Below are 19845 nucleotides of genomic sequence, written 5' to 3'. Positions count from 1 at the left end.
GTTAGTCAAGTTTTGATCGATATTTTTGTGGCGAGAGACCAAATTGATTTTGGAAAAGTTTATGAAAGGAAGACTTTGAATTAAACCCCGAAGCATAGATCACACTCAAGATTGTCATCTGTGGTTGCTCTAATAGAAGTCTTGCTGATTCCTGCAAACGATATCCATTGATCAAATTACGAAAATTACAACCAAGTTTCGAGTTTAAAATTTCGGAAAGTTGGTGGGTATTAATCCCCAGCCGTTTTGCTAAAATTGCCAAACTAAGGTCTTCATTTAAATATAATTTTTCAGAACTCATCAGCTCTTCCAGTTGTTGCAGAACCAAAGCGGTATCGACTCCTTTGATCCGGCTTTCTTGATAACGAGCCAATCGAGTTTCTTTCTTAAAATTAGGAATGAACTCTTTATGGTTTATTTTTAACAATAAAACATAGGCCAAAAGAAAAGTAAGTCCAGCACATGCAACAAAAAATATCTCCATAAAAAAAAGCTGTGCAGTAACAAACAAAGTAACAACTAACAAAGAATAGCTCATAAAATAGAGAAAAGGCAAAAAAGAAGAATCGATTGTACCATTCAAGTCAAACTTCCAACGAAATATCCGAATCAATATGGTAAGTGTATATCCAAAGATAGATAGAACTCCTAAGCCCAGAAACAAAACAATGGAAGTATGATCGAAGTAAGTAGGATCATGGACCAGCGAATCCACATGTGACCACGAAAAGAGTTTTAACCCAACTACAAATAGATAAATGAAACTAATAAAACTGGGTAAAAAATGGTACGATCGGATTTTTTTAAACCCACCACCACTCATATCTTCAAAAAAAATATAACTAAGAGGTCCAATGAGTAGAAGGCAAGGAATATGAATCCCATAAAGAACTGGGAACAATGGAATCTGATTTGTGAACTCCGCATAAATATGAAATTGTAAGATGGTAAGCGAAAAAAAAAGAAACGAAGGTGCATACCGATAAAGAAAACGATTCTCAGATTGAATTAACGTTGGGTGATGATGGTCTTGCAAAAACTGATTTTCTTTTGTATTCAAATTTTTTTCTTTTGATTCAATCCAGTATGAGATTGCGAGCAAGCAGGAGATGATGGCTCCTGCAAATGGAATCAGATTCATTTCTCAATGAAGAATGCGATTTTTCTTTCTGTCTATTTTTTTAAAGAATGTTTCTTCCTTTTTTAGTCCGTCTGTATCCGGATGGACGACTGAAAGACCAAATGATGTAATACTTAAGGAATGAAAACAAAAAACAATCCCTCAACAAATCACCTTCTAATCAAAATTCTATTCCTCTGTATCTTCATTTTGATGAGTTTACCATTTGGAATGGGATCCTCCCATTTATTTGGGCAAACCCCAACAAAAAAAAACCTAGAGAAGATTCAGGTAAAAAAAACTCATCAAAAACCAGTCATTGCCATCATTGGCGAAAATCAATATACAGAACTAACTGATTTTATCATTCCCTATGGAGTATTCAAGCGGGCAGAAATAGCAGATGTATTTGCCATTGCACCTAACAAGGGTCGAATGGATATGTTCCCAACACTTTCTATTGAAATTACTACTTCTATAGCAGATTTTGATACTTTGTATCCCGAAGGTGCTGACCTTGTAATTGTTCCAGCCATACACAATTCTCACAATAAAACAATAATCCATTGGATTCAAAATCAGAATAAACAAGGTGCAACCATCGTTGGAATTTGTGACGGGGTTTGGACATTGGCCCATGCTGGTTTATTAAATGATAAACAAGCAACAGGACATTGGTATTCTTTACCTGACCTATCCAAATCATTCAAAGATACGATATGGACAAAAAATAAAAGATATCTACAAGACAAAAATATCATTACCACAGCAGGTGTGACCGCCTCCCTTCCCATTTCGTTAGCGATTGTTGAATCAATTGTTGGTTTCAAAAAAGCAAAAGACATTGCGACTGAATTAGGAGTTTCCCATTGGGACTCTTTCCACAACAGCGATGTTTTTCATTTTGGATGGGATGAGTATTCAACTGCCGCAAAAAACCTAACATTCATTTGGAGTCACGAAACCATCGGGATTCCTATCTACCAAGGGATCGATGAAATTTCGGTTGCTCTTGTTGCCGATGCGTATTCTCGCACTTACAAGTCCAAAGCCTTGGCTGTGACAAGTACCAATCAATCGATCTTAACAAAATCAGGAATCCAGTTCGTTTCTGAAACTAACGAAGAAGATCAAAAGCAAATGCAACTTAGTAAAAAAATTACAAACGAAATCAAACCGATCGACCACTTAAAAAATACATTGTTAGAGATTGAATATAGATATGGGAGTAAAACATTGCGGTTTGTCACAACACAATTGGAATATCCCACGCAGTAGTTTACCATTATGTCCCGTACGAGAAGTGAAACAAAGAAAACTAAAATCAAAATTTCCTTCAATAGAGTTTTAGGCTAGCATCTCCTTTGCGAAGTTGAAAATTGGAATTAGAAAAATTATGCATTCAAAACTTAAAACCTATTTCCTTCTTTCTTTTTTGGCTTTCGGATTGCTTTTGCTTTTCAGTTTCGCCATAGTTTTGCAGATTCAAAATGCATTACCTCAAAACCTAACAACGACAATTGGGACTTTATTGACGGTTCTACTAATCCTTAGTATAATCTTTGGATTCTTTTTAAGCTCTTGGTTTGAAAAGATTTTTGGAAAATTAGAAATGGCTTTTAAAGAGGTAGGGCTCGGAAACTTACAAACCCGACTTATCTTTAAGAAGAATGATTTACTTGCAGAATTCTATTTGAACTTTCATAGGATGTTACAAGCACAAGAAGAACTCATTCAACATATAAAAACTTCTGCTGATACATTATCTTCAGACTCTCAAGAAATGAAACTTGTCACTTTAGACTTTGCATCCAACTTACAATCCCAATCAGCAGCGACAGAAGAGGTATCAGCTTCTATAGAAGAAATTTCTGGAGTTGCTGTTTCCATCTCAAATATTGCAGAAAATAATTCACAAAGTATGAACAATCTGACTTCAGAGGTAGATCGACTTTCGATAGCCATTGATCAAACAGGGGAACATGTAGAAGGCACTCTTGATTCCATCAAAAATATTATTGATCGTGCTGAAGCAGGAAAAAATACACTTCGAACAATGAACGAAGCTATGGACAATTTGTCCCAAAGTTCACTTGAAATTTCAAAAACAGTCGATGTCATTTCGAAAATCAGCGAACAAGTCAATATGCTTGCACTCAATGCATCAATTGAAGCTGCGCGTGCTGGCGATGCAGGTAGAGGATTTGCTGTTGTTGCCGAAGAAGTTTCAAAACTTGCAGAAAGAACTGCAAGTGCTGTGAAAGGTATCGACTCTCTGATGAAGAAGAATCAAAATGATGTTTCTTTAGGAAGAGAAAGAATTGAAAAAACAACAATGGAAATCCAAGAAATTATTGGAAACATTGATTCTATCTCAGAAAAAATTACAGAGGTTCACTCTGCAGTAAATACACAGAAAGAATTAAAAAACAAACTTTTACAAGAAGCTACTTTCGTAAAAGAAAGATCGGAAGAAATTAAAGAAGCAGTTATTGAACACAAAACAGCCACTAATGAAGTGATGGCTTCGGTCTCGTCCATTAGTCAGTCTTCCTTTAGTAATTCGGAAAGTAGCGACTTACTTGCAGAAAAAATTACCGCCATTGCCAATACAGCTGATAAACTAATCTCTATGGTGGATCTTTTTAAAACCAATGTAGTTTCCGATGAATCATCGATTTCAGAAAGAGATGAATCCACACACAAACTTCAATTCCGTTCTGAAATCGGAAGTATTTATTATGTAAAAGAAAAAGATCTGTTAGAAGTTGTTTGGACACCAAATTTTAGCGAAGATAAATACATAGAGATTTTAAACGAAGCTTTGAATATTATACATAAATATAACATTCGCAAATGGCTAGCAGACACAAGAAGGATGGGCCTTGTCACTCGGACTGCGCAGGAATGGGTGAATGTCAATTGGTTCCCTAAAGCAAGTAATTCCAGCCTAAGAAAAATGGCTGTTGTTGTTCCCAACTCGGCATTGGCCGCCATTTCCATCGATGACCAAACTCTTAAAACAGGAAACGTTGAATTAAAATCTGTTCCTAGTTTGGAATCAGGAATTGCTTGGCTAAATAACTAAACATCGCAGAAAACATACCCCCTTGTTTTTATCATGGAACAAGGGGAATATTTTTATTTATCTCTTTCTAATACAAAAAAGAAAGGTTGTTTCATTCCTTTATAATCCATACAACCAAACAAAGTATCCTGATTTACCTTTTTAAATACATCATGAATTGGTAAATTATCATAGATCATTGCAGCTGTAAGTTGTCCGCGAAACTCAATTTGCCTGACGCGTGCCTTTGATTTTGAGGTTTGAAATAAAAAACGAACCATTAAAAACAAATATTTCAAAGGCCATAAGCGAGTTGATGGAACTAGCGTTGCTAGTCTCACGGGCATAAGCGATGGGTTCACTTTGAATAAGGTTTTTCCAAAGGATTGAAATACAAGTGGATGAACATTATCAGCATCAACAAATTCTTTTCCGTACCAATTAAAAGTCTCCAAAGCTCCATCCATTGTATGAGCAGTATGAAAACCGGACCCATGCCACCGACCAATTGTATCTTCTATAGAAACTGGTTGTAATGCATCAAATAACGCAAACGAATCACTAGTCGAATTGTTCTTTTTACTGCGCATTTCATTGAATTTTTTTTCAAGAGTATTCATAACTATTTTTTTACCTAAGACAATCTTTTAAACATGAGACTCCTAGGAAATAGATATACTGATACAAATTTCTATTTTTCAGTTTTCAATTAAGAACAGATTGCATTCGGTTTCGTTCTTCGGTGATTTTACTGATGGCTTCATCCATTTTTTTTTGAAACAAAACAGGACTCGACAACGTCATTGGATTTCCATTAGAAGAAGTCAATCCAAGAGACCTAGCAGTCATTGTGGCAAGATAAACCCGAAAGAGTTCACCATTTTTTTCGTTGATGAACCACAAAGATGCCACTCTCGAATTCTTTGCAAAGTCGCCTTCAAACAAACGGAAATTATTGTATTCAGCTAATGAAGCAATTCGGTCGACCTCATCAATCAATGTGGTTACTTCTAAATGCAAATCTTTACGTTCGCCAATATCCTTTGATTTCGCAATGGAGGACAACCTTTGTGCAATCAAATGCATAGTATCCAAATACACGATTGCCTTCCGAATCATAAATGTTTGTTTCTGAAAGGTAGTTCGTGTTGGCTGGAGTTCATACAATTTTTCTAATCTTTCCGAGCTTAAAGAAATGAACTTTAACTTAGAATCGATGGCACTTACTTCTGTTCGTTTCAAAACAAAATGTTCAAAAAAAATCGCACTCGTATTGGTTCGAAGTATAATTTCTTTTTTGTTTTGATTTAAAGATGAATCGCGAGAAACCCAATCTGTTATTTCTTTTCGAAGGGTATGAATTTGTTTTTGAATGATCGTTTCTCTTTCTGAATCAGAAGATTGATAAGGGTTCTTTGGCAATTTCATAAATTCATCAATGCCTCATGGGAAGTGTAATCGTCGTTCTTTTTGTAATTGTAACAATGCATCTTCTATAACAGGAAGGGAATCTCGTGCACTAGCTGCCGTTGAGACAGAAATGATTCCGCCATATTGATGAACCAAACGCAACTTCTTTGTTATTTCTTTATTTCCATCTACACTTTCCGAAATTTGATCCATCACGTGAATGAGTGAAGAAACCACCATTTGTTGGTTTTGCCGATCCATCTCATGATACACTCCACTTTGCATATGAAAGGCTCTTTCTTGGATTGTACGAATGGCAGACTCCAAAGAAACATCACGAACGGAAAACAAACTCTTTGAGTTTCCATTTTGACTCTCTGGATTTTTTTTGTTTTGTTTCCTTTCAAATTCTTTTTCGACAAAATCTAGATAATAGAATCTAACGGCATACTGATGCCATCTGGCTTGGTTCGCATTCACACGGTAACCTAACAAAGTCAATATTCGTAACACTTCAGAGACAATGTTTTGGTTAAATTCAAATGGATCTTTGAATGCTGCTGCCTCCTTCCAAACACTATGCATTTCTAGGGACAAAGGAAAAAACTGTATGGTCTCTGTTTTTATAGTTCCAAACCAGGGAAGAGAAGTATTTACCTTCGATGCTACCCAGTCCAAATCTTCTTTTGTTTTTAGAAAAAAATGTGAGGTATCACCTATCTTAAATTGATTTCCAAGTGAAATGATCCAATCTTGAATTTTTGCGGAGTCGGATTCAAATTCATTCTTGCCATAACCTTCGAGTCCAAACTGGAGACAAAGATTTTGCCAAAGTTTTACAATCACACCTACAAAGCAGAATACGATTTCACATCTTATGGACGCAAAATACAAATCTTTGTAGGTTAGGGTTTTTGCTTTTTCATCATATGGATAGAGACTATTTAATTCCGATGAAAACAAAACTAAAAAGGAATCAAACTCCATGCTAGGTTGGTAGATTTTGTTCGTAATGGACAAAAGAACCTCATCGGCAGCAGACATGGGATACAAAGGAATTTCCAAAAGACCTTTGCTTCCATTAGAATCTTTCTTTGCTTCATTTCCTTCTGTCTTGTTGACCGTAGCCACCAAGATTGCCGTCAAAGAGATTCTTTTAAGAAATTCAATTCGTAACATCATCGGTAAGGATACAAATCTTAATCCAATTAAGAACCACTGCAAGTATTATTGCAACCGTCTCCATTGATTAAATTAAAATCTTATCTCTCCCCACACTTGCAATTTTAATTTCTTATGTTAAACTATCCTCTATGAACGTAGCTGATTCTGAAATAAAATCCCTCCTCACATCGTATCCGAAGATTGCTGTTTACGGACTCAGTAACGATCCTTCTAAACCAAGCCATTATGTCCCGGTTTACATCAGAGACAAAGGTTGGGGAGTAGTTGGTACCTATCCCAAGGAACATAGTGTAGGTGGATTTATTATCTATAAAAGTTTAAAAGATGTACCAAAAGAAGATCGTAAGTTTATCGATGTGTTTCGTAGCTCCGATAAAATTCCAGAAGTGATTGATGAAATCTTAAATTTAGGTGGAACCGAAGTGATTTGGCTTCAATTGGGAATATCACACCCAGAGGCTGAAAAGAAAGCAGAAGAAGCAGGCATCCGCGTTGTCTCCAATCGATGCCTTATCATAGAACACAGAAATTATTTTTAATCAAGGTACAGATTAAAAAAACTCTACTGAGTATTTTCAAAATCCATATCCTTAGAAAAGAAAAACTTAGTTTTTTCTTTTCGTTTGGAAGTCGACCCAAGATCCACAACTCCAAATAGCCCATAAAACCAATACCGGCTGGAAAAACAAACGAATCAAACGAGCCCTGTCGGTATCCAAACCAAAAGCGCTAATTCCATTCACATACTGTGAAATATTTCCCGGAAAGATTAAAACAAAAAACAAAGCGACAACCCAACCAACTTGCGCTTGTTTGCTGCGAAGAAAAATAAGGGACAATCCCAAAACAATTTCCACAACACCTGATAAAAGAACAACCAAATCAGCATTGATTGGTAACCAAGTAGGCACCTGCGCCAGAAATTCTGTTCTATGCCAAGTTAGGTGGCCTGCTCCAGCAAAAACCAAAAATGCACCTAAGAGGATTCTTAAGACTGTCTGAAAAATATTTCTTTTGATTGGATTTGTTTCACTCATAGAGCCTTAGACTCCCGAAACAATCCAATTGTCCGATCGAAAGATTCTAGGGAAATCCCAAATATATGAGATTGAGTCTTTATCTCAATTATTAATCGACATGGGACGGTCTATCTGAGGCAATGGCCGTATGACTTTCCTTTTTGAGAATCGATCTCATATAAAAAATTCCATTAGAAAGCCAATTCTTTCTCTTTTTCGCACCATCCTTTTCCAAAGAGCCCTAGTCCCTGCTTCCTTTTTGATCTTCTCTGTCTTATGGACTGCCCCCCTTGCTGCGCAAAACCAAGAGAAAAATTCTAAAACCCAAACCGGAACGGGAACCGGAGGAACAGATTCTGCACCTAACCCAACTTCCAAACCGATGGAGGGAGGAATCCGTGTCACCGGCAAAAAAGACCAAAGAGATCGCGAAATCCTTCGAACACCCAATAGCATTAGTCGTTTAAACGAACAAGACATCCAAGATGCAGGAATCAACCGAACCAATGATATCGACAAACAGGTTCCCAATTTTTCCATCATCGATTCTGGATCACGTAACTTTACTTATTTTAATATTCGGGGTATGAGGAGTATCGCCTTTAGTGAGCCAGCAGTAGGACTGATCTTAGATGGGATTCCTTTGAATGATAACGTAGCACTTAACACGGAGTTATATGGTCTTGAAAATATAGAAGTATACCGTGGCAGCCAAGCAACTCTATTTGGAAAGAATTTTCAAGGCGGTGTTGTTGAGATCAGGACAAAAAAACCAACGAACGTTCCTGAAGGTAAAATTACTTATGATGCTGGAAATTATAAAAAACAAGAAACATCCATCTACTATAATGCTCCAATCATTCATGATAAACTTTTTTTCGGAATAGCAGGAAAAAGTACAGAACGTGAGGGATACCTTTCCAACATAACTGGATTTTATTATCCTAACAATCGTCCCTATGAACTCCCTGTTGAAATCTACAAAACACATCCCGATGGACGGAAGGGAAAAGCAGGACGTTTTCGTTTGTATTTTACTCCAAACGATATTTTTGAAGCCGATTTACAAATCAGTGCGGAAAGTTTTGATGATGGATCTTTAAACCTAGTTAACTATTTAGGAGCAAAATCAGAAAGAGAAAAAGCCTTATTACAAGGTTGTGTAGCCATGCCATCCAACTGTTCAAAGTTATATGGAACTTATATCAATAGAGTGAATGGAGACAGAAAAGTATATTGGGATTATGAAGGAAAAAGTAACGTTACTGGGAACACTTATTCATTAGCAACAACCACCAAACTCCCACATACAAATTTAAAAACTGCATCAGCAATTCGAAAGATGGATATTGATCCAATCACTGCGGATTCAGATTTCACAACAACAGACCAAAACAGATCCATCTATGTAGAAAAAGCCACAACCTTTCTTAATGACATCTACTTTGAATCAAAAGATAAACACGACCCTTTACAATTCAAAGCCGGGATTTATGCTTCAAACAAAATTACAAACATAGACCAAGCAAGAGAACATAGATCTCAAGTTTATGTAATTAATGATTTTCCTGGGCTTAGTGCACCAACAAGAGAGAAAAATTTATCAAGACTTCATGATAAAAACGTAAGTTTTTATACTCATAATAGTTATACTTTTGCTGAAAAATTCACCATCACACTAGGAGCCAGGTTAGAAAGACAAGAGAGCCGCCTTTCCCATACAGAACAAGCAGTTGGAATTTCCCGAGCCAACAATCCATTGGGAGAAACTCTTGTGTTATCAGATCCATATACGATTAACAATCGATACAATTACAATGTCTCTCGGTTGATTTTTGATTACAAACCCATTGACAATCTTATGTTTTTTATCGGCTTTAGTCGTGGATATAAAAACGCCGGTTATAGCACTGTAGTAAATGTTCCAAACAGAGCTGCTTTCAAACCCGAGATTAACGATACAATCGAAGCTGGAATCAAATCAGAATTCTTTAAGGGAAAGTTTGGATTAAAGTATACTCAGTTCTATACGGAAACTCAAGACTTCCATGTAGTCCGTGCCATCAACTTATCTCAATATATCAACCTTAATGCAGAGTTAGTTACGATCAGAGGTTATGAATTAGAATCATTTATTAAACCTCAAAAAGATACCAAAATAGGCCTTTCAGCAGGTTATACAGAAGGAATTTTCAACAAGTTTCATGATTCCGTTCTCAACCGAGACTTCAATGGCAAATGGGTCCACTTCATTCCAAAATATGACATTGTCAGTTATCTCCAATATAGAAACGAATATGGAATTTTCTTTCGTGGTGAATTCCAAGCAGTCGGTCAGATGTATTTTGCAGCAGATAACACTGTGTATAGTGACCCATACTATGTAATCAATTCAAGAATTGGATACGAAACAGATACAATTTCCGCTTATCTTTATATGAACAATATCAATGACCGCTATTACTTCACATCTTATATTGATGGGACTTTTCAAGCTGTACCAGGTGCACCAAAAACTTACGGATTTATGTTAACTTATAAAATTTAAATTTCTGGAGAAACCAATGAAAACAAAAATAAAAACCCTTCTCACCCTCATCACAGCTGGACTCTTTGTATTCCAATGCGATTTGTTTGATCCCCAAGACAAAGTTACCAGTGACGATCTGGTTTCCATGTTAGCGATTCAACAAATCAATGCAAATAGTATGAGTGAAGCCCAAAGACTAGGACTAAATGTTGCTTATAGCCATAGGTTCAGCATCAAGGATGGTCCACATTTATTTTGTAGAGAGTATTCCACCGCTTATCTTGAGAAAAAAGCTGAATGGGAACTAAACATGGAACAAACGTATGCAACCATTGGAAATGCCATTGGAATTCAGATTGTTGTAGAACGACTCAATGGACCGTGTGCAATTACCAATAAAATAGCTGCTTGTCATTATGACGGTGTGGACGGAATCAATGACCTAATCCCTTATGCTTATACAACAGAAGGGGAACATAAATACCTAATTCCAGCAAATGCTTACTATGGAGTCACTGATTTAAAAAGTGCAAAAGAAGCTTGTGAAAGATTCAAAGGCACTTATGTATGTTACGATCCAAGTAAATGTTGGCAATAATATAAATATTAAACAGAAGAACTCAAAAGTTTTTTTTGAGTTCTTCTTCTATTCTTTCTTTTAATGTAGAAAATACTAATTCCACTAATCGCAAGTATCGCCGGTGTCAGTCCACCTACTACCCATATCATTTTACTTAAATGGTTGGCAAATGTTCCAAAATGTAAGGGACGAAAAGAATCCAATACTTTGTTTCCCAAACTCTCTTTCGACATATCCACTTGATCAAATATTTGTTTGGAATTCACATCATAACGAACATATGAACCATAGCGACTTTCTAATCCAGACGAATCAAAACGATTTCCATAAAATCCAATTGGTTCCTCTTTTGAATGATGAGGGAAAGATATATATCCTAATCGAAAACCTGGTATTTGTTTTTTTGTCTCTTCCAATAACTGATGAATAGAATTTTCCGATGACCAAAGATGATGAACTACTTTTTCCTCTGGATGACTGATGATCAAAGTGTCCCTTAGGCTCCACCATCCGCCGGTAATCGCCAAAATCAAATGGAACCACACTGCATTTATTCCAACAAACTTGTGTAAATCGGAGAATAGAATCTGCATACTTTCTCTTAAACGAAGTTGCAAAAGACTTAACCAAAACCGTTTATAAAGTTTGATTCCACTAATAGCCAAAAACAAATAAACAAGTGCAATACAACCAGTAAAAAAATACCCTACTCCTCCAAGAAAAAGGCTATAATGCAAAACAAGAAGGAATCCATATAAACTATCACTTCGATTTTCTTTTAATTCTCCGGTAATATTGCCATCATATGGATTGATCAAATAAACTGATTCTTTACTAGGAATTTCTAAATTATGAAACCAAACCTGGTCCGCTTGGTCTTTGGTATCGGAGACTAACCAACCAGCAACACTTCCATCAGGTACCTGCTCTAACAATCGTTTGTATAGAAGATCAAATGGCAATCGTTCTATTTTTACCTCAATGGACAGTAAACCTGTGAACGCTTGGAGTTCTTTTCCATAAACCAAAAGCGAACCCGTCACTCCCAAAACCAGAAGGAAACTAGCCCCAAAAATTCCAAGGACCATATGCAATTGATACCAAGTTTTTGCTTTCAAAAGAAAACTCCGAGTCGCAGATACACCCATAAAATGAGAATAGGTCTCATTTTCAAGTAATTCTTCACGAAATCCTGAAGCAATCTCCCGTTGCTTTTTGTTTACGTCCGACTGGTTGGCAAAAAAAAACGAACCTAAAAACCGTCTGTGATTTGGATCAAACGGTAGTTTTGGTATGCTCTAACATTTGTTTGATGATTTGGTTGACTTCAGGACGACAGCTCCCGCAGCCAGTCCCTGCTCCCGTATTTGTCATGATGGCTTCTAAATTGTTGGCTCCATTTTTAATTTCATCTTCAATATTGCCCCGCCCCACACTGTTACATGAACAAACCAATGCACCTTTCGGCGGTTTGGTGACTGTCCCAGCAGAAAGAAGTTTTCCTCGTTTTTCACCAAGTTCAACGCCACTGGAAATTAAGGTTTTATATTCAACAAACTCTGCTTTGTCACCGATAAGAATGGCACCAACTAATTTGTCACCTTTCACAATACATTTTTTATAACGTCTTCGTTTTCGATCTAAAAAAACTATTTCTTCATATTCATCGGAAAGATTTTCAAAAGAAACACCTGGAAGTTTTAAAGACACTAATTCAAGCCCAGGAATTTTTAATAAATTGGAATGTAAGGAACCAGAATAAGTTTTATATTTATAACCAAATATATGTAAGGCGGCAATCTTTGCCTGTTCTTCGGCCGCAAGAACTGTCCCATACACACCGCTTGTATGTTCGGCAACTTCCCCAATGGCATAAATATCAGGATCACTTGTCTGTAAAAATTCGTTTACTTTTATCCCTTCTCCCAACTCAAATCCTAATCCTTTTGCTAAATGTAAATTTGGACTGGTTCCCATCGCATAAACAATTCCATCTGGATAAAGTTTACGACCATCTTTCAATTCAACATTGGTGACTCGTCCAAATCCATTCACTTTGGAAATTTCAGAATTAAACAATACTTCAATTTCTCGTTTTTGAATTTCTTCTTTTAGGATATCACAAGCAATAGAATCTAATTGTTTGGACATCAACCGATCTGTTCTAACAAGAACTGTTACTTTTACATTCAATGATTTTAATGCAGCTGCCAGTTCCAAACCAAGAAGACCACCACCAACAATCAACGCATGGGAATCGGGAACAAAAAAACCTTTGATTCGATCTGCATCATTTTTAGCTCTTAAACTAAATACTCCGACCATATCTTGCGCAATGTATTTCGGAATCTGAGGAGAACTTCCAGTCGCCAAAATCAGTTTGTTATACGAAAAAGAATTTCCGAACGAGTCTTTCACAATCTTTGCTTCTGGCAAAATTTCTGTGACCGATGTTGAAGTGTGCAAATTGATATTCCAAGAGATTACTTCCTCTGAATTGGCACTAGAGAGTTCTTGGAATTCTTTTTCACCGCTGATAAAATCAGGAAGGAGGATTCGATTATAAAGCGGATTTTCTTCCTTACAAATAACGGTGATTTCATCATCTGGAACTAATTCTTTATAATTTTTTATAAAGGCATAAGTACTGTTCCCACCACCAATGATCAGAATTTTTTCTTTTTCTTTTGTATAAGGTTTTACTTGGACCGCAGAAATTTTAAACCCAGGTTGTTTGGAAAATGGATCATAGTCTTTATTTGTTAGGTTGTTTGCCCTTGATTCGTCGTTTTTATTTTTTTTACCCCAATGCATTGGTAAAAAAACAGTTCCTTGTTTGATCGTATCTGTGATTTTAGTTCGAACTCGGACAAGACCTCTTTCATTTGAAACTTCTGCAATGGCGCCATCTTCGAGTGTGATTCGTTTTGCATCTTCTGGATGGATCTCCAGATAAGGTTCCGGTTTGTGTTCCATCAGTTTTTGAACTTTTCCAGTCCTTGTCATGGTATGCCACTGGTCACGAATTCTTCCTGTTGTTAAAATAAACGGAAACAATTCGGAAGTTTTTTCGGAAGTATCTTCTGGCGAAACATTGAAGATCTTTGCTTTTCCATTCGCTCGATAAAAAATATGATCAGAAAATAAACGTGGAGTTCCACCGTGATCTTTATGAGGATATGGCCACTGCACAGAACGTTTTTCTTTTAAAATCGTATAGTCCAGTCCACTGATATCAATTTTTGTATTTTTAGTTAAAGCACAATGCTCTAAAAAAACATCTTCTTCTGTTTGGTAACTAAAATAAGATCCAAACCCCATTTTTTCAGCAAATTTTTTAATGATAAAAGTATCAGCTAACGCTTCACCTGGTGGTTCTAAGATTTTTGAAAGATAAGTAACCCGACGATCCGAATTTGTCATGGTTCCTTGTTTTTCTGACCATCCAGCAGCTGGAAGAACATAATCTGCAAAAGGAATTGCAGCAGAATTCATAGATATATCTTGAACAACAACAAGTTCAGCAGCACGTAACCCTTGTTCAACTATTCGCGCATCAGGCAAACTCGTTGTTGGGTTTGTACAAATGATCCAAACTGCCTTCATCTTTCCTGTTCTAAGATTTTCAAACATTTCCACAGCAGTAAACCCAGGTTTACTTTGAATGACTTCGGTTTCTACTCCCCAAAACTTTGCCACTTCTTCCCTGTGATCTGCGTTACTTAAATCTCGGTGCGCAGGTAATAGATTGCATAGTCCACCAACTTCCCGACCCCCCATAGCATTTGGTTGTCCCGTCAAAGAAAACGGACCACTTCCAGGTTTCCCAATTTTTCCTGTGAGAAGAGACAAATTGATAAGAGCTAAGTTTTTATTGACACCTACAACACTTTGGTTTAATCCCATCGCCCAAAGTGACAAAAAACCTTTCGCCTTACCAATATAAGATGCTGCCAAATGAATGTCACTGACAGGAATTCCACAGGTTTCTGCTGCTGATTCTACATCAAATTCAGATAATAGAATCTTTAAATCATCCATCCCTTCTGTATGCGATTGAATAAACTCAGAATCAATCCAATTGTTATCGATAAGAATTTTTGCGATGGCATGAAAGAGAAAAATATCGGTTCCTGGATGAATTTGTAAATGTAAATCAGCATCTTCACAAGTATCAGTTCTTCTTGGATCAACGACTATGATCTTTATTTCTGGATGATTTTTTTTATGTGCTTCAATCCTACGAAATAAAATGGGATGACACCAAGCTGGATTAGCACCAGCAATTAGAAAACAATCTGCTAACTCAATATCTTCATAAGTAATGGGGACACTATCTTCCCCCAATGCCATTTTATAGCCGACTACGGCAGAACTCATACAGAGTCTAGAGTTCGTATCAATATTGTTACTACCAATAAACCCTTTAATGAGTTTGTTAATAATATAATATTCTTCAGTCAGGAGTTGGCCAGACACATAAAACCCAACAGAATCCGGTCCATAAGTTTGAATGAATTTTTTAAACTGGTCTGCAATTCCTGATAAAGCGAAATCCCAGCTAACTTTTGATAATTGATTATTTCTATCTTTTCTATGAAATGGATAAAGAACCCGATCCGTTTTATCCATCACTGTATAATGTAAGTTCATTCCTTTTGAACACAAAAGTCCTTTATTCGCAGGATGTTCCGTATCCCCTTCGATTAAAATCTCAGTGGGACTCGTTTTATGTACGGTAACTCCGCAGCCTACTCCGCAGTAGGAGCAAGTCGATGGATAGGATTCTCTTGTCATCACAAGAACAATCAGCAATAACTATGCCAATTGCTGAATAATTCATAAAAATGCTTATTCCAATAGGAATTTGAACTCATTCATCTCAGATTGAAATCGGGAATTCTAGTGAATCAAAATTTTGAATCAACATTCTGCATATAAAACGTACATTTTCATTAGATTCTAATGAAAAAGAAGAGAGCCATTCGAAAAGGAAACTCACTTACCTTGGGAACACGGTTTCAAAATGGCGTCGATTTCCTTAGAATCGGAAAGTATTTTCCTATTTTCCTGCTTTACCCCTCTGAATTCCCTAAGTTCGACCTCTGATCAGTCGGATTTTTAAACTAGCTGCCTCTCTTAGGTACACTTCGTGCATATTGTAGGAAGATTGGAAGGGTTCTAGGTCACCAATCGAAATACTTTTTTTGTCCAGGTAGGGTAACAAAATGATTAAGCGAAAGTTAATTGTCATTGGAAATGGAATGGTTGGTCACAGATTTTGCGAAAAATTGGTTGAGTTTGGTGGCACAGACAAATTCGAAATCACAGTACTTGGAGAAGAACCAAGACGTGCTTATGATCGGGTCCATCTTTCCGAATACTTTGCTGATAAATCTGCCGATTCCTTGTACCTTTGTCCCCCCGACTGGTATAGAACCAATGGAATTAAACTGTTATTATCCGAACCTGCCATATCGATTGATACCATTAAACGCAAGTTAGTTACAAATTTAGGTACAGAATTAGAATTTGATGAATTGATTTTTGCAACTGGATCCTCTCCCTTTGTTCCACCTCTCGAAGGATTAGACAAAGAAGGAGTTTTTGTTTATAGAACCATTGAAGACCTAGAACAAACAATGGAATACAGCAAAAAAATAAAAAAAGCAGCTGTGTTAGGTGGCGGTCTACTTGGTCTTGAAGCAGCAAAAGCTTTAGTTGATTTAGGAAAAGAAACACATGTTGTCGAATTTGCTCCGAGACTTATGCCAAGGCAATTGGATGATGGTGGAGCTTCCATTTTAAAATCAAAAATTGAAGAAATTGGCGTTGAAATTCATTTAAACAAACAAACTGAAAAAGTCCTTGGGAATGAAAAAATTGAAGGTTTCGAGTTCAAAGATGGAGGAAACCTTCAATTTGATATGTTGATTGTATCAGCTGGAATTCGCCCAAGAGATGAGTTGGCAAAGGAAGCCGGGATTGCCGTTGGGGAACGTGGCGGTATCATCGTTGATGATGGTATGGGGACAAATGTATACGGCATCTATGCAATTGGAGAAGTAGCTTTACATAGAAATTTTATCTATGGACTAGTGGCTCCCGGATATGAAATGGCCGAAACTCTTGCTTTTAATTTATGTAGCCCAGGTAGTAAACCAAAAGTTTATACTGGATCGGACTTATCCACCAAACTAAAATTAATTGGTGTTGAAGTGGCTTCTTTCGGTGATGCTCTTGGACAAGCCGAACATATACCAATTGTTTTCAAAAACCCAAGAAGTGGTGTTTATAAAAAATTAGTCATCTCACCTGACGGGAAATACTTACTCGGAGGGATCCTTGTTGGAGATGCAAAAGCGTATGGAAACCTTTTGTCTTTTTATTTGAACAAAATGGAACTTCCGGAGGAACCCGAAACTTTGATCGTTGGATCTGTGTCGGCAGAAAATTTATTTGGTGCAGATACATTACCAGATGAAGCAAAAATTTGTTCCTGCAACAATGTATCCAAAGGTGATATCCTAAAAGCCATTCGTGAAAAAGAATGTTATGACATTACCATTTTAAAAAATTGTTCCAAGGCAGGAAGTGGCTGCGGTGGTTGTTTACCACAAGTAAATTCAATCTTAAAAGCAGAACTAAAAGTTCAAGGAAAAGTAGTCACTGAACATCTCTGCGAACATTTCAAATATTCTCGAAAAGAACTCTTCCAAGTCATCAAAGTAAAATCATTAAAAACTTTTCCTGATGTAATCAAAGAACTTGGCCGTGGAAATGGATGCGAAGTTTGTAAACCTGCTGTCGCATCAATCATAGCAAGCATCTGGAACGAACCAATTCTGAAACATAGAGAAATCCAAGATACAAACGATAAATATCTGGCGAATATCCAAAGAGGAGGCACTTACTCTGTTGTTCCTCGAATCCCCGGTGGAGAAATCACCCCTGACAAACTCATTGCCATTGGGGACGTAGCCAAAAAGTACAATCTTTACTGTAAAATTACTGGTGGGCAACGTATCGACTTGTTAGGTGCAAGAATTGATCAACTTCCAGCCATTTGGAAAGACCTGATTGAATTCGGATTTGAAAGTGGTCATGCTTACGGAAAATCAATGCGAACGGTTAAAAGTTGTGTAGGTTCCACCTGGTGCCGGTTTGGTGTTCAGGATAGCACATCCTTTGCCATCAAATTAGAAGAACGATACAAAGGAATTCGAGCACCTCATAAATTAAAGTGCGGGGTGTCCGGTTGTATACGCGAATGTGCGGAAGCTCGCGGAAAAGACTTTGGGATTATCGCAACGGAAAGAGGTTGGAATCTTTATATTGGTGGAAACGGGGGAGTAAATCCGAAACATGCAATCCTTTTTGCTGAGGATTTAGATGAAGACACTTGTATCAAGTATATCGACCGTTATATGATGTTTTATATACGAACAGCAGATAAACTAATGAGGACTTCTACTTGGTTGGAACAATTGGAAGGTGGGATTGAATATCTAAAAGATGTGGTTATAAATGATCGATTGGGTATCAATTCACAACTTGATGAAGAAATGAATTCACTTGTGAATACTTACCTCTGCGAATGGAAAGACGTTGTGGAAGATCCAGAAAAACAGAACAAATTTAGACATTTTGTTAATAGCCCCGAGATAGATCCAAACATTAAGTTCATTGAAGAACGTGGACAAATTCGCCCAGTAGATTGGGTGGAAAAAGATTTAGTAAATTCAAAATAGGAGAAACAAAATGGGAACAAGTATCAAAAACAAAGAACGAGTTTTAATAGGTCCAGTTTCTGATTTTGAAAAAGAAGGTGGAGTCTCTGCAAAAGTGGGAGAAAAACAAATTGCCATATTCTATTTTGAATCTCGAAATGAATGGTATGCTTGCGATAACGCCTGTCCACATACAGGTGATATGGTATTGTCTCGCGGATTTTTGGGAGACAACAATGGAGAGCCAAAAGTAGTTTGCCCACTTCATAAAAGAAATTTTTCACTCACTAGTGGAGATTGCCTGAGTGGAGAAAACTACAAAGTCAATGTTTATCCAGTGATAGTTGAAAATGGTTCTGTTTATCTAGAAATTGATTCATCTTCAGATAACAATGTTTAATTGGTAACTATATGGATTCCTTCAACAACATAACAGCCAAAGGTAAAGTGTATTTAGTGGGAGCAGGACCAGGAGATCCAGATCTTTTGACTGTCAAAGCATTCAAAACATTACGCAAGGCGGATATTGTTTTTTATGATGATTTGGTTTCTCCTAGAATTTTAGGTGTTTGTCGAAAAAAAATCCAAATGGTTTATGTTGGAAAAAGATTAGGCATCCATAGTTGTTTACAAGACGAAATCAATTCTAAACTCATCCAAGCCGCCAATGAATATAAAACTGTAGTTAGATTAAAAGGCGGTGATCCATCAATATTCGGAAGAGTTGGTGAAGAATACGCATCCCTACTTTCCGAAGGAATTTCTTGTGAGATTATTGCCGGAATCACAACGGCTTCTGGTGTGGCTTCTTCCTTGGGCTTCCCGCTGACCCATAGAGATTATGCGAGAGAAATTTTGTTTTTATCAGGACACAAAAAAGACGGTGTTAACTCAGATGCTTTTAAAAACATAAACTGTGTTGGTAAAACGATCATTGTCTATATGGGGCTTAATTCAATCGATCTCATTGTATCAGAACTTTTGGATGCAGGGAATTCCAGGGAAACTCAAATCGCGGTCATCCAAAATGCAACCTTAGATACGGAACGTGTTTTTACAGGGAATTTAGATTCAATCCAGTCTATCATTCTAGAAAACCAAGTTAAATCCCCTGCCATTCTTGTGATCGGAGAGATTGTCAGATTTTATAGAGAGATGGAAATTTTGAAAAATGACTATTCTTCCATTCTCACATCCCTATAAG

Annotated in this window: 15 protein-coding genes; 8 read left to right on the top strand and 7 right to left on the bottom strand. The window is 36.9% G+C overall.

Features of this window, described 5'->3' with window-relative positions:
* Position 1: 1 nt before the first annotated feature.
* Positions 2-1141: an AraC family transcriptional regulator gene (locus EHR01_RS06970; protein WP_135693982.1), complete on the bottom strand. Its 1140-nt coding sequence runs from the start codon at positions 1139-1141 to the stop codon at positions 2-4.
* 210 nt (positions 1142-1351) lie between these two features.
* Here EHR01_RS06970 and EHR01_RS06965 point away from each other — a divergent pair, with 210 nt between their 5' ends.
* Both EHR01_RS06965 and EHR01_RS06960 read left to right on the top strand, forming a co-directional pair.
* A complete protein-coding gene (locus EHR01_RS06965) occupies positions 1352-2398 on the top strand; it encodes a DJ-1/PfpI family protein (RefSeq protein ID WP_135694187.1) in 1047 nt (348 codons plus the stop codon).
* 118 nt (positions 2399-2516) lie between these two features.
* The gene (locus EHR01_RS06960) at positions 2517-4208 is read left to right on the top strand and encodes a methyl-accepting chemotaxis protein (RefSeq protein WP_135693981.1); all 1692 of its coding nucleotides are present in this window, start codon (positions 2517-2519) and stop codon (positions 4206-4208) included.
* A gap of 53 nt (positions 4209-4261) precedes the next feature.
* Here EHR01_RS06960 and EHR01_RS06955 read toward each other — a convergent pair whose 3' ends face one another.
* The 3 genes from EHR01_RS06955 to EHR01_RS06945 form a co-directional block, all read right to left on the bottom strand.
* Entirely contained in the window at positions 4262-4807 is a 546-nt protein-coding gene (locus tag EHR01_RS06955) for a DUF4334 domain-containing protein (RefSeq protein WP_135693980.1), read from the bottom strand.
* An 85-nt stretch (positions 4808-4892) separates the two neighbouring features.
* Complete coding sequence (locus EHR01_RS06950) at positions 4893-5615, bottom strand: flagellin family protein (protein WP_135693979.1); 723 nt, start codon at positions 5613-5615, stop codon at positions 4893-4895.
* 15 nt (positions 5616-5630) lie between these two features.
* Positions 5631-6821 (bottom strand): hypothetical protein, encoded by a 1191-nt coding sequence (locus EHR01_RS06945; protein WP_244310009.1) that lies wholly within the window; start codon positions 6819-6821, stop codon positions 5631-5633.
* Positions 6822-6910: 89 nt separating this feature from the next.
* On the opposite strand from EHR01_RS06945, the gene EHR01_RS06940 reads away from it, so the two are divergent.
* Complete coding sequence (locus EHR01_RS06940; RefSeq protein WP_135693978.1) at positions 6911-7321, top strand: CoA-binding protein; 411 nt, start codon at positions 6911-6913, stop codon at positions 7319-7321.
* Between the two features lie 66 nt (positions 7322-7387).
* On the opposite strand, the gene EHR01_RS06935 is transcribed toward EHR01_RS06940, so the two are convergent.
* Positions 7388-7819 (bottom strand): DoxX family protein, encoded by a 432-nt coding sequence (locus tag EHR01_RS06935; RefSeq protein ID WP_135693977.1) that lies wholly within the window; start codon positions 7817-7819, stop codon positions 7388-7390.
* A gap of 130 nt (positions 7820-7949) precedes the next feature.
* Between EHR01_RS06935 and EHR01_RS06930 the strand changes: the two genes are divergently transcribed.
* Complete coding sequence (locus EHR01_RS06930) at positions 7950-10349, top strand: TonB-dependent receptor (RefSeq protein WP_135693976.1); 2400 nt, start codon at positions 7950-7952, stop codon at positions 10347-10349.
* Positions 10350-10365: 16 nt separating this feature from the next.
* The gene (locus tag EHR01_RS06925) at positions 10366-10929 is read left to right on the top strand and encodes an LIC_11695 family lipoprotein (RefSeq protein WP_135693975.1); all 564 of its coding nucleotides are present in this window, start codon (positions 10366-10368) and stop codon (positions 10927-10929) included.
* A gap of 8 nt (positions 10930-10937) precedes the next feature.
* Here the strand turns inward: EHR01_RS06925 and EHR01_RS06920 are convergent, their stop codons facing one another.
* On the bottom strand, positions 10938-12059 hold the full coding sequence (locus EHR01_RS06920; protein ID WP_244310008.1) for a PepSY-associated TM helix domain-containing protein: 1122 nt from the start codon (positions 12057-12059) through the stop codon (positions 10938-10940).
* A 127-nt stretch (positions 12060-12186) separates the two neighbouring features.
* Complete coding sequence (locus EHR01_RS06915) at positions 12187-15708, bottom strand: nitrate reductase (RefSeq protein WP_135694184.1); 3522 nt, start codon at positions 15706-15708, stop codon at positions 12187-12189.
* A 431-nt stretch (positions 15709-16139) separates the two neighbouring features.
* Here EHR01_RS06915 and nirB point away from each other — a divergent pair, with 431 nt between their 5' ends.
* Genes nirB through cobA form a run of 3 tightly spaced genes read left to right on the top strand, consistent with a single transcriptional unit; the run spans position 16140 to position 19844 of the window.
* On the top strand, positions 16140-18662 hold the full coding sequence (nirB, locus tag EHR01_RS06910; RefSeq protein ID WP_135693974.1) for a nitrite reductase large subunit NirB: 2523 nt from the start codon (positions 16140-16142) through the stop codon (positions 18660-18662).
* A gap of 10 nt (positions 18663-18672) precedes the next feature.
* The gene (nirD, locus tag EHR01_RS06905; protein WP_135693973.1) at positions 18673-19041 is read left to right on the top strand and encodes a nitrite reductase small subunit NirD; all 369 of its coding nucleotides are present in this window, start codon (positions 18673-18675) and stop codon (positions 19039-19041) included.
* 11 nt (positions 19042-19052) lie between these two features.
* On the top strand, positions 19053-19844 hold the full coding sequence (gene cobA / locus EHR01_RS06900; protein ID WP_135693972.1) for a uroporphyrinogen-III C-methyltransferase: 792 nt from the start codon (positions 19053-19055) through the stop codon (positions 19842-19844).
* Position 19845: the final 1 nt, after the last annotated feature.

It is taken from the genome of Leptospira mtsangambouensis (genome assembly GCF_004770475.1).
GTDB lineage: Bacteria > Spirochaetota > Leptospiria > Leptospirales > Leptospiraceae > Leptospira_A > Leptospira_A mtsangambouensis.
This window is presented reverse-complemented; position numbering and strand designations above follow the sequence as displayed.

What these genes read in the sequence shown, in the direction of transcription:
- EHR01_RS06915 (WP_135694184.1), bottom strand. Translation starts at nt 15,708, where the DNA reads ATGACAAGAGAATCCTATCCATCGACTTGCTCCTACTGCGGAGTAGGC.
- EHR01_RS06960 (WP_135693981.1), top strand. Translation starts at nt 2,517, where the DNA reads ATGCATTCAAAACTTAAAACCTATTTCCTTCTTTCTTTTTTGGCTTTC.
- cobA (WP_135693972.1), top strand. Translation starts at nt 19,053, where the DNA reads ATGGATTCCTTCAACAACATAACAGCCAAAGGTAAAGTGTATTTAGTG.
- EHR01_RS06925 (WP_135693975.1), top strand. Translation starts at nt 10,366, where the DNA reads ATGAAAACAAAAATAAAAACCCTTCTCACCCTCATCACAGCTGGACTC.
- EHR01_RS06955 (WP_135693980.1), bottom strand. Translation starts at nt 4,807, where the DNA reads ATGAATACTCTTGAAAAAAAATTCAATGAAATGCGCAGTAAAAAGAAC.
- EHR01_RS06965 (WP_135694187.1), top strand. Translation starts at nt 1,352, where the DNA reads ATGGGATCCTCCCATTTATTTGGGCAAACCCCAACAAAAAAAAACCTA.
- EHR01_RS06930 (WP_135693976.1), top strand. Translation starts at nt 7,950, where the DNA reads ATGACTTTCCTTTTTGAGAATCGATCTCATATAAAAAATTCCATTAGA.
- nirB (WP_135693974.1), top strand. Translation starts at nt 16,140, where the DNA reads ATGATTAAGCGAAAGTTAATTGTCATTGGAAATGGAATGGTTGGTCAC.
- EHR01_RS06920 (WP_244310008.1), bottom strand. Translation starts at nt 12,059, where the DNA reads ATGGGTGTATCTGCGACTCGGAGTTTTCTTTTGAAAGCAAAAACTTGG.
- EHR01_RS06940 (WP_135693978.1), top strand. Translation starts at nt 6,911, where the DNA reads ATGAACGTAGCTGATTCTGAAATAAAATCCCTCCTCACATCGTATCCG.
- EHR01_RS06970 (WP_135693982.1), bottom strand. Translation starts at nt 1,141, where the DNA reads ATGAATCTGATTCCATTTGCAGGAGCCATCATCTCCTGCTTGCTCGCA.
- nirD (WP_135693973.1), top strand. Translation starts at nt 18,673, where the DNA reads ATGGGAACAAGTATCAAAAACAAAGAACGAGTTTTAATAGGTCCAGTT.
- EHR01_RS06935 (WP_135693977.1), bottom strand. Translation starts at nt 7,819, where the DNA reads ATGAGTGAAACAAATCCAATCAAAAGAAATATTTTTCAGACAGTCTTA.
- EHR01_RS06950 (WP_135693979.1), bottom strand. Translation starts at nt 5,615, where the DNA reads ATGAAATTGCCAAAGAACCCTTATCAATCTTCTGATTCAGAAAGAGAA.